General features: G+C 52.0%; 7 protein-coding genes. 4 read left to right on the forward strand and 3 right to left on the reverse strand.

The window, feature by feature from the left end:
- Positions 1 to 44: 44 nt before the first annotated feature.
- Positions 45 to 1,517, forward strand: a complete 1,473-nt coding sequence (locus KAJ71_RS08910; protein WP_248945386.1) for a nucleobase:cation symporter-2 family protein — start codon at positions 45 to 47, stop codon at positions 1,515 to 1,517.
- Positions 1,518 to 1,655: 138 nt separating this feature from the next.
- Entirely contained in the window at positions 1,656 to 3,803 is a 2,148-nt protein-coding gene (gene fdhF, locus KAJ71_RS08915; RefSeq protein WP_248945387.1) for a formate dehydrogenase subunit alpha, read from the forward strand.
- A 49-nt stretch (positions 3,804 to 3,852) separates the two neighbouring features.
- On the opposite strand, the gene KAJ71_RS08920 is transcribed toward fdhF, so the two are convergent.
- The 3 genes from KAJ71_RS08920 to KAJ71_RS08930 form a co-directional block, all read right to left on the reverse strand.
- Entirely contained in the window at positions 3,853 to 4,485 is a 633-nt protein-coding gene (locus KAJ71_RS08920; RefSeq protein ID WP_248945388.1) for a nucleotidyltransferase family protein, read from the reverse strand.
- A 67-nt stretch (positions 4,486 to 4,552) separates the two neighbouring features.
- On the reverse strand, positions 4,553 to 5,011 hold the full coding sequence (locus tag KAJ71_RS08925; RefSeq protein WP_248945389.1) for a (2Fe-2S)-binding protein: 459 nt from the start codon (positions 5,009 to 5,011) through the stop codon (positions 4,553 to 4,555).
- 12 nt (positions 5,012 to 5,023) lie between these two features.
- Positions 5,024 to 8,236 (reverse strand): molybdopterin cofactor-binding domain-containing protein, encoded by a 3,213-nt coding sequence (locus tag KAJ71_RS08930; protein ID WP_248945390.1) that lies wholly within the window; start codon positions 8,234 to 8,236, stop codon positions 5,024 to 5,026.
- A gap of 1,085 nt (positions 8,237 to 9,321) precedes the next feature.
- Here KAJ71_RS08930 and KAJ71_RS08935 point away from each other — a divergent pair.
- Positions 9,322 to 11,670, forward strand: a complete 2,349-nt coding sequence (locus KAJ71_RS08935) for a type VI secretion system Vgr family protein (protein ID WP_248945391.1) — start codon at positions 9,322 to 9,324, stop codon at positions 11,668 to 11,670.
- A 9-nt stretch (positions 11,671 to 11,679) separates the two neighbouring features.
- Entirely contained in the window at positions 11,680 to 12,054 is a 375-nt protein-coding gene (locus KAJ71_RS08940) for a hypothetical protein (RefSeq protein ID WP_248945392.1), read from the forward strand.
- Positions 12,055 to 12,133 lie beyond the last annotated feature (79 nt).

The following is a 12,133-nucleotide window of genomic DNA, read 5'->3' on the forward strand; positions in this document are numbered from 1 at the left end:
TTCACGCTTTTACGGAGCGAAGTCGTACAGGAGACAACAACTTCATGAAAGATATTGCCAATTCCGCCTCACAACATGGGAGATCGACCGCACCGGTTGATGAGATTTTACCTGTTACACAAATGATTCTTTATGGACTGCAGCATGTGCTGGTGATGTACGCTGGCGCCGTCGCAGTTCCCCTCGTTGTTGGCAACGCGGTGGGACTCCCACCGGAACACATTATTTTACTGATTAGCGCGGACCTGTTTATCTGCGGAGCTGCTACTGTGGTGCAGTCGCTGGGTGCCGGTAAGTGGCTGGGTTGTCGACTACCGCTGATTCAGGGCTGTACCTTCGCGGCGCTTATCCCGATGGTGCTGATCGGTAAGGAATATGGGATCGGTGGTATCTCCGGCGCCGTGATCGTTTCCGGTATTTTCATCCTCTGTTGCGCCCCATGGATAAGCAAGCTGATTCGCTTCTTTCCCAAAGTGGTGATGGGGAGCATCGTGACCCTTATCGGCATGTCGATTATGCCGGTCGCAGGCGGTTGGGTCGGCGGCGGCAATAGCGAGATGACGGGCTTTGGCGCGCCTTTTTCACTGCTCATGGCCTTTATTACTCTCGTTATCATCCTCAACATTTACACCTTTGCCTCCGGCGTGGTTAAGAACACCTCGGTGCTTATTGGTCTTATCATTGGCTCCATACTCTGGAACTTCTTCAAACCCCTGGATTTCCATCTGGTCAACGCCACGAGCTGGTTCCACCTACCTACCCTGATGCCGTTTGCCAAACCTGAGTTTCACATTATCCCCGTTGCCCTGCTGTCGATGGTGATGGTGGTGGTTATGGTAGAAACCATGTCCTCAATGATGGCCACCGGCGATATCGTCGGTAAGAAAGTGGACGCAAAAATGCTGCGCAATGGCCTCAACACCTGCGGGGTAGCGACGGCTATCTGTGGGTTATTTAACCTGTTCCCCTACGCCGCTTTTGCTCAGAACGTCGGCCTGATCGGTCTGACCGGGGTACGCAGCCGTTTTGTGGTTTCGGTCTCCGGTATCATTCTGATTCTGATGGGCGTGTTTTCCAAGATGGCGGCTCTGGTGGTGCTGATCCCGAAACCCATCCTCGGCGGAGCGGGCATCGTCATGTTCGGGATGGTGGCTGTCTCTGGCATCCGTACGCTTGGGCAGGTCAACTATCGCAATAATAACAACGGGATGGTGGTGGCATTGACCCTCGGTCTCGGCATGATGCCGGTGCTGGTGCCCAACCTATTTACGCAGCTTCCGCCGATGGTTCAGCTCTTCCTGCACAGTGGGATCACGATCGGTACCCTGACGGCCATCGTCGCTAACCTGACGCTTAACGGCAGCGTACCTTTGCGTATTAACCACGAAGCGCTGGTACCCGATCCGGCTCCGCCAAGCTCAGCGGCGCGCAACGTGGCCGTCAGAACCGTCAGAATGTGGTTGCTGCTGCGCAAAGTTCAAAAAGATCAGCAGCCAGAAGAGGCCCAGGAGGGGTAATTATAATCATCCAACTCCTGTTTGAGCCGCTCTCTGCTGTCGGCGCTACCGTCATGCAGCAGAGGGCGGCGCGGGGTCTTTACAGCTGCTTCAGTTTCAGCCTGCTGTTCTACGTTTGATTTTATTAGGAACATTGCTATGAAGACAGTGACGACCGTTTGCCCCTACTGTGCCTCCGGCTGCAAAATGCAGCTGACAGTGGAGGAAGGAAAAATTACCCGCGCCGACGCGGCAATGGGCAAAAACAACCAAGGCACACTGTGCCTGAAAGGTTACTACGGCTGGGATTTTGTTGACGATCCGCAGATCCTCACCCCGCGCCTGAAAACGCCGATGATCCGCCGACAGCGTGGGGGGCGGCTGGAGTCCGTCTCCTGGGATGAGGCTCTTGATTACGTTGCGGCCCGCCTCGGTGCCATTAAAGAAAAGTACGGCCCGGATGCTATCCAGACCACCGGCTCTTCACGCGCCACCGGGAACGAAACCAATTATATCATGCAGAAATTTGCGCGCGCCGTTATTGGTACCAATAACGTCGACTGCTGCGCACGTGTTTGACACGGCCCTTCGGTTGCAGGTCTGCACCAGTCGGTCGGTAACGGCGCCATGAGTAATGCAATCACTGAGATCGATAACACCGATCTGGTGTTTATTTTCGGCTATAACCCGGCAGATTCGCACCCTATCGTGGCGAATCACATCCTTAACGCCAAACGCAACGGGGCGAAAATTATCGTCTGCGATCCGCGCAAAATCGAAACGGCGCGCGTTGCTGATATGCACCTTGCGCTGAAAAACGGCTCCAATATCGCGCTGCTTAACGCTATCGGGCATGTGATTATTAAAGAAGATCTCTATGATAAATCTTTCGTCGCCAGCCGCTCTGAAGGCTTCGAAGCCTATCGTAGCCTAGTCGAAAGCTATACCCCGGGATCCGTGGAAGCGATAACCGGCATCAGCGCCCGGCAGATCCGCGAGTGCGCGCGGATGTACGCCACCGCCGGAAACGCCACTATTCTGTGGGGCATGGGGGTAACCCAGTTTTGGCAGGGCGTGGAGACCGTGCGCTCCCTCACCAGCCTGGCGATTCTCACCGGCAATCTGGGCAAGCCGCACGTTGGTGTTAACCCGGTGCGCGGCCAGAACAACGTTCAGGGTGCCTGCGATATGGGCGCGTTGCCGGACACCTATCCTGGCTATCAGTACGTAAAGTTCCCAGAAAACCGGGAGAAGTTCGCCAAAGCCTGGGGTGTGGAGAGCCTGCCGGAGCGGGCCGGATATCGTATTAGCGAGCTGCCGCACCGTGTCGAGCACGGAGAGGTGCGGGCGGCCTATATCATGGGGGAAGACCCGCTCCAGACCGATGCCGAGCTTTCAGCAGTGCGCAAGGCGTTTGAGGGGCTAGATTTGGTGATCGTGCAGGATATCTTTATGACCAAAACCGCGGCGGCGGCGGACGTTATCCTGCCCTCCACCTCCTGGGGTGAACATGAAGGGGTCTATACCGCAGCGGATCGCGGTTTCCAGCGCTTTTTCAAGGCAGTAGAGCCCAAGTGGGATCTGAAAACCGACTGGCAGATCATCTGTGAGATCGCTACCCGCATGGGCTATCAGATGCACTACGACAACACCAAGCAGATCTGGGACGAGCTACGCCATCTGTGCCCTGACTTCTTCGGCGCGACCTACGAGAAGATGGGTGAGCTGGGCTACGTGCAGTGGCCTTGCCGGGACGAGTCGGACGCGGACCAGGGCACCTCGTATTTGTTCGAGCAGAGCTTCTCAACCCCGAACGGGCTGGCACAGTTCTTCACCTGTGAATGGCAAGCGCCGCTCGACAAGCTCAGCGAGGAGTATCCCATGGTGCTCTCCACCGTGCGTGAGGTGGGCCACTATTCCTGCCGCTCCATGACCGGCAACTGTGCGGCGCTGGCTAAATTGGCAGATGAGCCGGGCTACGTCCAAATCAATACCGCCGACGCGCAGCGTCTGGGCATTAAGGATGAGGATCTGGTTTGGGTTAATTCGCGCAAAGGTAGGGTTATCACCAGGGCGAAGGTCAGCGACAGGCCTAACTTCGGCGCGGTGTATATGACCTATCAGTGGTGGATTGGCGCCTGCAACGAGCTTGTGACAGAGAACCTTAGCCCAATAACTAAAACGCCAGAGTACAAGTACTGCGCCGTTAACGTTGAGCGCATTGCCGATCAGCAGGCCGCAGAGCAGTACGTGATTGATGAGTACAACAAGCTGAAAACCCACCTGCGCGAAAGTGCGATAGGTTAAAAAGTTCGCCCCGGGCGGTGTAAACCGCCCGGGGCAATACTGGGTCTTCTCACACCTTCCCGACGACGCTATCCTGCAACAACCTGCGAACCAGCTCCTTGTGGCTCCAGCCTGCAACCTGCTGATACTGCTGCGGCGTGTCAACATCCCAGTGAATACCCTGAGCATCCACCGACACAACGCGCATCGCCATCCGGCCAATCACATCCCGGAGGGTGGTGCCTTCAGCAGCGCTGCGAATAAGCGCAATGGCGCGCTGCGGAAGCAGGACCGGATGACCTTTTCCCCGTTCGTAAGCCGGAATTAAGCAAGTTTCTGCATCGGTGCAGGCCCACAGTTTGCGGTAGACCCCGGGCGTTACCTCCGGCATATCACCCAGCGCAAGGAAAAAGCGCGAGGATCGGATATGGCTGACGCCGCACTGAATAGAAGAGAACATTCCGGTCTGATAATCCGGGTTAAAGACAACATCAATGCCCGGATGATCCTGATAGCAGGCGGCCAGCTCATCGCCGCGAAACCCAGTTACCAGCACCACCCGATCGCAGAACGTCAGAGCGCTGGCGAGGGCGCTATCAAGGAGAGTCCCTTCCCCCCATGGCATCATCATTTTCCATTTGCCCATGCGGCTGGAGAGCCCGGCAGCCAGCATGACGCATTCTTTATTCATTTTTTTGCTCATGGTGATACTCCCCCTGTACCAGAATAAAACGCCCCCGTCGGTAATCGAAGGGGGCGTTCATGGGCAATCAGGCTTTCAGAACCGCTTTAATGGAGGTAATGATGGGCTGATATCCCGTGCAACGGCAGAGGTTCCCCTCCAGTGCCTCCTTGAGTTCATCGTCGCTTGGGGAAGGGTTGGCATCCAGCAGCGCCTTGGTGCTCATCAATACGCCGGGAGTACAGAAGCCACACTGAACTCCGCCGTGACGGACAAAAGCATTCTGCAACTTTTTACCAACCGGATCGTGGTGCAGCGCTTCCACGGTGCTGACCTCCGCCCCGTTGCACTGCGCTGCCAACAGCAGGCAGGAGCAGACGGATTTTCCGTCCATGATCACGGTACAGGCTCCGCACTCGCCCACGGAGCAACCCTCTTTGGTTCCCGTTAACTTCAGGTCCTCACGCAGAAAATCGATCAGGCGTAAATTGTCTTCAACATCACGGGCAACGCGGATGCCATTCACTTTTAGCTCAATATGGTTCATGGTCATGGCTCCTTATTTTTTCTGCTCTGTTAGCACTTCCTGCAGCATCTGCCGGAACATATCGATAAATACGGGAACTTTGTAAGGTGCAGACCAGCGTCCACCGATAGCGTTTTCCACCAGATCGTGAAGCACCTGGGCGGCGTGTTCAATGGTCTCTGCATTTAACGTCTTGCCAGTAACCACCAGCTCAACCTCCGTCAAGCGCTGTGGTTTAGCCATTAGCGCACCATCCACCAGCCGGCACAGGCGAACAACGCCTTTATCGACCAGGAATTGGCCCGTTAAGCTCTGACGGGTGATGTTCAGCGCATTGCGACGACCCAACTGCAAATAGCGATTGATCAGCGGCTGCTTCATAGGGGCCGGAATAATGAACCGCGTCACCAGCTCATCAGGTTCCAGGAGAGTGCGATAGCCGCCAGTGACAAACTCGCTGACGTGCATCCGGCGTGTGCCGCGCACACTGCGTAGCTCCACTTCCGCATCATAGATAATCAGCGGCGGCATGGAATCCGCACACGGCGCTGCATTGACGATGTTGCCACCAATAGTGGCGCGGTTGCGCAGCTGCAGGGAACCGACGGTTTTACAAGCTGTGACCAGCAGCGGGTAGCGCTGCTGAATCAGCGGATGCTTAACCAAATCGGTGAAACAGACGCCCGAGCCGATGGAGACGCCGCCGTCAACGTCAAAGATTTCTTTCAGCTCCTGCAGCCCAGCGATATTGACCAGCGGCACATCGCCGGACTGCATCCTGGCCTGCACCAGCACGTCGGTACCGCCGGCGAGCGGCATAGCGCCCTGCTCTACCATCAGGGTCAACGCCTGCTTCAGAGTTTGCGGCATACTCAGCGAGAGGGAGTTGAGGCGATGAACCTGCTTCTTATCGCCCGACTCCAGCATCTGCTCGCTCTGACGTTCTGGCTTCTTGAGGTTGTAGCCCAGTCGAACTTGCTCCAAGGTCAGCGGCAGGGTTCGGTTGTGACGCTCGATGGCGAAGTTCACTGCGTTATTGAGGGCCGCAGCGCCCAGCTCTAACACCGGCTCGCCGATGACTTTCGCGCCCATAGGGCCCGCTTTGTCATAGTTTTCGACTGCAATCACATCTATGTGCGGCATATCTTTAATAGTCGGCAGCAGATAGGTGTCAAAGTTTTCAGATTTCACCACGCCGTGCTCGGTGTTGAAATCCTCCAGCATACCGTAGCCGATCATCCCCTGCAGCACACCTCCGTAAACCTGACCGGTAAAGCCGACCGGGTTAATCACTTTACCCACATCGTGGGTGGCCACGACGTTGTTAACCGTTACTTTACCGGTGCGTATATCCACTGCCACGTCGGCCACCTGACAGCCGTAAACCCAGGTGAAATACGGGCTGCCACAGCCTTTTTCTTCATCCCAGTGAATATTCGGCGCTACGTGCCAGCCATACGAGGAGAGGTTTGCCCCGGTGGCTTTGGTCATGTCGCACACCTGCTGGAAGCTGAGGCTCAACTCTGGATTATGGCGATTGAACACCTTGCCATTTTGCCAGGCAATATCGTCGATATCGTCGACTTTCAGAGTGACTTTGATGGCATCCGCCATGCGTTTTTTAATTTTGTTGGCCGCGCTGAGAATTGCCTGCCCGCCCATCAGGGTACCGCGGGAGGCAACCGTTGAGCCGCCGTCGGCGATCATGGCGGTCGCCGGTTCGCTAAACATCACGCGATCTAGTCCGATACCGAACGCCTCGGCAGCCAGCAGCGACATGGTGGTCTGCAGCCCCTGACCGTTCTCGGATACAGAGGTGGAGATGTTGACACTGGCGTCGGCGTTGACCTGAATCAGCGCAGAGGAGGCATCCAAACCTTCAGCACCGAGAGAGCAGCCGCGGTGGCTCAACGCGAAGCCGATACCGTAGCGGATCGGGCCACCTTTGGCGTTGAGTTGCTGATAGTGCTTGCGTTTGGCCTCATATTCGGCTTTGACCAGAGACTTCTCCAGCACTTCCTGTGCGGAGACGGTGTGCTCACTGAACACCTGCCCTGCCATGCTGGTGTCGCCCTGCTTGAGAATGTTGCGCAGGCGAAGCTCAACTGGTGACAGTCCCATCTCGGCAGCGACTTCATCCATCAGGGATTCGTTGGCGAAGATAACCTGCGGGGCGCCGTAGCCGCGATAGGCGGAGGTGTAGTTATTGTTAGTGTAAACACCAACCAGATCGACGCGCACATTAGGAATGTTGTATGGACCGGCCGCCTGCACGGAGCTGCGCCAGGTAACGAAGACCGTCTGGCCGCAGTAGCTGCCGCCGTCGGCGATGATGTCAATCTTGATAGCCTGAATGCGCGCATCGTCATCCAGGCCAATGCGGTATTTCATTTTGTAGGGATGGCGCTTGTAGCTCTCGCGCATGGACTGTTCGCGGTTATAGGAGATCTTCACCGGACGCCCTGTGAGGTGTACCAGTAGCGCCGCACGACAGGAAACGTTATCGATAATGTCATCTTTACCGCCGAAGGATCCGCCAAGAATCGAGCGTTTGACGTTCACTTTAGCCTGGGGCAGATCGAGGTATTTGGCGATCACGGCGCGGGTGCGGTGCGCGTTCTGAATCGACCCTTCGATGGTCATGATCTGCTCATTATCATCCAGATAAGCGGTGATGGACTCCGGCTCAATGTAGCCATGCTCCTGGAAACCTACCTCATACTCACGCTCGAAGATGTGGGTGGAGGCGGCAAAACCGGCGTCAATATCGCCCTTCGACGTGTGGTGGCGGTTGATGATGTTGCTGTCGAGTTCGCTGTGAATGAGGCGTGCCCCCGGCTTCATAGCCTCTTCCGCAGAGGTAATCGGCTCCCAGGAGGTATAGATGATTTGTATCTTATCAACCGCGATGCAGGCAGCCTCATATGATTCCGCTGCCACAACGGCAACCACGTCGCCGCGATAGGCGATTTCATTATCGATAATGGGCGGATGATCGGGAACAATCGCCCCCAGTTTGCGCTGTCCAGGAATATCATTCCAGGTGGCAATGTGCACGACGCCGGGGACTTTTTCTGCTTCCGACAGGTCGAGAGAGTCGACGCGACCGGCGGCGATATCCACGTAGCGGCATACTCCATACAGCATATTGTTCATTTTGATGTCATCGCCGTAGACGGCTTTACCCGTCACCTTGGCGAGGCCATCAACGCGGGGCACTTCACTGCCAACAAGCAATGTATCCATGTTATTCGGTCTCCACAAGCAAGGAAAGATAACTGAATAAAGCAATGGATATGCCATCTGTCCAAAAAACGGTGTTTGGGATTTAATTATGTGAGGTAAATCCAAAAAAAATAGCGGAGTGGGGAATAAAGAGGTGATGAAAGCGCCCGTAATTATCAAAAAGAAATTTAGTGTATCACTATGATAATGTGCCATCCAGAGTCATGTTGCGTAATATAGCATTACTCCGTCAATGGGTTGTTAAGTAATTTATTGATTATGTCACCAATGGGAATGATATTTATTATTTATAAGGTTTGCTGCCAATACAAAGAGTAAAAACAATAGCGCTATATGGAAAAATATACATTGCCGAGCGTGAGTACTCCGGCAATATCTTGGCGTGGTGTCGATCAGCGTCGACAGATAGTCGGCCAGGCTGGTGCAGCCTTCCTCCAGTGATTGGCTCACAGGCAAAATCTGCGCAAGATAGTTCAAAATACCCGCCTTTTTGATCGTGCGTCATAAAATCTGAGAACTAATGTTTCATGCCCTTCTACATCTGTGGTGTTGCCTCCAGTTGCTGCGGTCGTTCCGAGCCGTCGCGTCCAATGGCAGCTACTGCGAATCACGTTGTGCGGTGAGAAGCATGACCTATTCGATGGATGAATTTTTAATTTTTCCACGAAATTCAGATATATCATCGAGAATGTAGCGTTTTGATTCTGATAATAGTCAACATTTTTAATTATTCAAGCCCCATGATGCTTGGTGTTTAGCTAATCTATATAACATTTCTGGTGAAATATTGAGCTGCATTTAAAGATATATATTAGACAACACCAAGAAATAACTTAAACACACTCCGTGGCGTAATAACAATTCGGATTGCCCCCGAAATCATCACAGGTTAGACTATTAAATTCTTGGGGTGTGCGATTCACCTCCATGGTCGATATATTGGTGGGTAATCCGCTTTATAATTGCAACCGAGCTGTCAGTTTTTACGGTTAGTTTGGCAGGGATGTTGTTGATAAATGACAATGATCTGAATTTGCAATGCAAATTCCGTGCGGTAGCTATGTCTAAAGGAATAAGAATATTCAATGAACAGAGTCATCTTGGCACATACACCGCTAGCCGGTGACACACTGATGGTTAAATCATTGGTTGGAAATGAAAAAATCTCCGAACCCTATTCATTTGAAGTTGAATTGCTTAGCGCCGTTAACAGTATTAATCTTAGAGAGTTATTAGGGAAATCCTTAACCATAGAACTACGATCACCCCCTCTCCCGTCCCGATATTTAAATGGCTATATAACTCGGATGACGCTCGTCGGTAGAGAACCGAATGGTGAACGCTATTACATTTATCGCGCGACGATCCAACCCGGTCTGTGGTATCTGACACAAAACAGGGATTTCCGAATCTGGCAGGAAAAGACTGTTCCTGAGATTATTTCCAGTATCCTTTCAGGCTACCAAATCCAACTGGAGAATAAACTGACCTGGGACTATCGCCAATGGGGCTTCTGTGTGCAGTATCAGGAAAGTGATTTCAACTTCATTAGCAGGCTCATGGAGCATGAAGGGATCTATTACTATTTCCGCCACGAGATGGGTAACCATACTTTGGTGCTGGCAGATGCACCACAAGCCCATGACAAAATTGCAGGCTACGAATTTATTCCCTATTTGCTGACAGAGAGAGGGAAAAGCAACAATGTCAGCGGCATTCAAAGCTGGAGCGTTTCCGATTCCATCACCCCAAGCCTGTACAGTCTGGATGATTATGATTTCCGTAAACCCCGCGCAAGTCTGCTGGAAAGCCGCCAGAACCCAACTTCTTTTGCCGGTGACAAAGCAGAGGTGTTCGACTGGCCAGGGCATTTTACCGATCACGATCATGGGCAATTCTACGTGCGTGTTCGCCAACAGGAATTTGAAGCCCAGCACGAAAAAATGACCGGTGATGGTTCGACTCTCGGTATTGCCCCTGGTCACACCTTTACCCTTGCCAATGCTCCACGTGCTGAAGACCAGCGTGAATATCTGGCTGTTGAAGCCCACTACTTCCTGACAGAAAGTAGCTATGCCAGTGGCGACCAGGAAAGCGGCGAGCACCGTACTGAATTCACTGTCGTGCCAAGCAGCGTAAACTGGCGCCCTTCCCGCACGACGCCCTGGCCAAAAACACATGGGCCGCAAACCGCTGAGATTGTGGGGCCAGAAGGCCAACCTATCTGGACGGATAAATATGGCCGGGTAAAAGTAAAATTCCGCTGGGATCGCCATGGTAAAGGTGACGATAGCGGTTCCTGTTGGGTACGTGTTTCCAGTTCCTGGGCAGGATGGAAATACGGCGGTGTACAAATCCCCCGGGTAGGCGAAGAAGTAGTGGTGGATTTCATCAACGGCGATCCTGACCGCCCGTTGATCACTGGTCGCGTTTACAATGAAGACAGCATGCCACCTTGGGATCTCCCCAACGATGCCAGCAAAATGGGCTTTATGTCGCGTAGTACCAGTGGCTGTGCAGACAATGCCAGCTATCTGTTCTTTGAAGATGCTCCTGGCCGTGAGTCCTTTGATATGCACGCCGAAGACAAGATGAATATCTCCGTCGAAGGCGATCAGAATATTACCATTGACGGAACCAGAACCACGTATATCGGTGGGAAGCAGTTAGATACCGTGATGGGCGATGCGGAGTTTCAGTATAAATCGCAACACGATGTCACCGTTGAAGGGCTTGAGAAAAACACCTTTAACAACAAACAGCAGGTTGATATCACCAATGGTCGCGAGTTTACCATCAAGAGTGGTGGGGACAAGGTTGATATCACTGGTGATATAGACAGGAAGTTTACTGGTGATATTACAGAAATCACCGACGGAAAAGTTAAGCAGACAACAACTGGGAATATTCAGCAAAAGGTGACTGGAGATATAGCTCAACTGACAAAAGGCGATAAATCAACAAAAATCGACGGGAAAAAGATCCTCCACGTTACGGGTTATATGGAGACTCATGTGGGCGGAGATCGTGCGGAACAGACTGATGGTAACGTAAAAGATATCACCCACGGCAGTTATGAGCAGAAAGTGGACGGAACGATAGAAATAACATCACCAGAAACAATAAGAATACATAGTAAAACAAAAATCATACTAGATTCTCCAAACGTTCAAGAAACAGATTCGAGCAGAATAAAAATATCTGACAAGGTAGAGGATTTCATTAAAGATAACACATCATTGAAATATGTATCACTATCTGCCACCCTGACTAATGCATCTATTAACGGAACGAGTATTAGTTGGACTCCACTATCAGTTTCGACGGCTTTGACTAGTGTAACTACAGAGACTATGAAATATTCAAGGTCGCTAACTAAATTTGAAAGCACCCTTCAAAACTTGGTGAACAGTATTTTATATTCAATTATGTAAGGAGGTGTTGTGGGAATGATATCACAGTATATGCCCGTTTTTGCTTGGTTATTCGTTGTGTTGATTTTATTTGTTTCATTTAAAGAATTGAAAGGAAATAGGGAAGGTTTCCGGCTAATCAAGGACTGGAGCAGCAGAAATCAGTGGCAAGGTAAAACGACAACTGCAACATTAGTTAGTTGGAAACAGACAAAAGCAATGCATAATTTTGATTACTTTTATACATTTGTCGTTAGCTGTGATTTAGATGGTAGTAAAGAAATGTATAATGCAGCTGGTGTGGTGAGAATTTCTCAGGCGGCTTTACTTAAAAAAGGCCAAGCTGTCACAATAAAATATCAGGGTATGCCACCTAAAAAAATAGCGGTAGTTGAGATTGATTAACATCTCAGTGCCATCAGACATGATAAAAACATGAGATGGCAATCGGTCTATTTCATTTCTATTGCACGGATGTGGAAAT

The organism is Serratia silvae (assembly GCF_023282985.1).
Classification (GTDB): Bacteria; Pseudomonadota; Gammaproteobacteria; order Enterobacterales; family Enterobacteriaceae; genus Chania; species Chania silvae.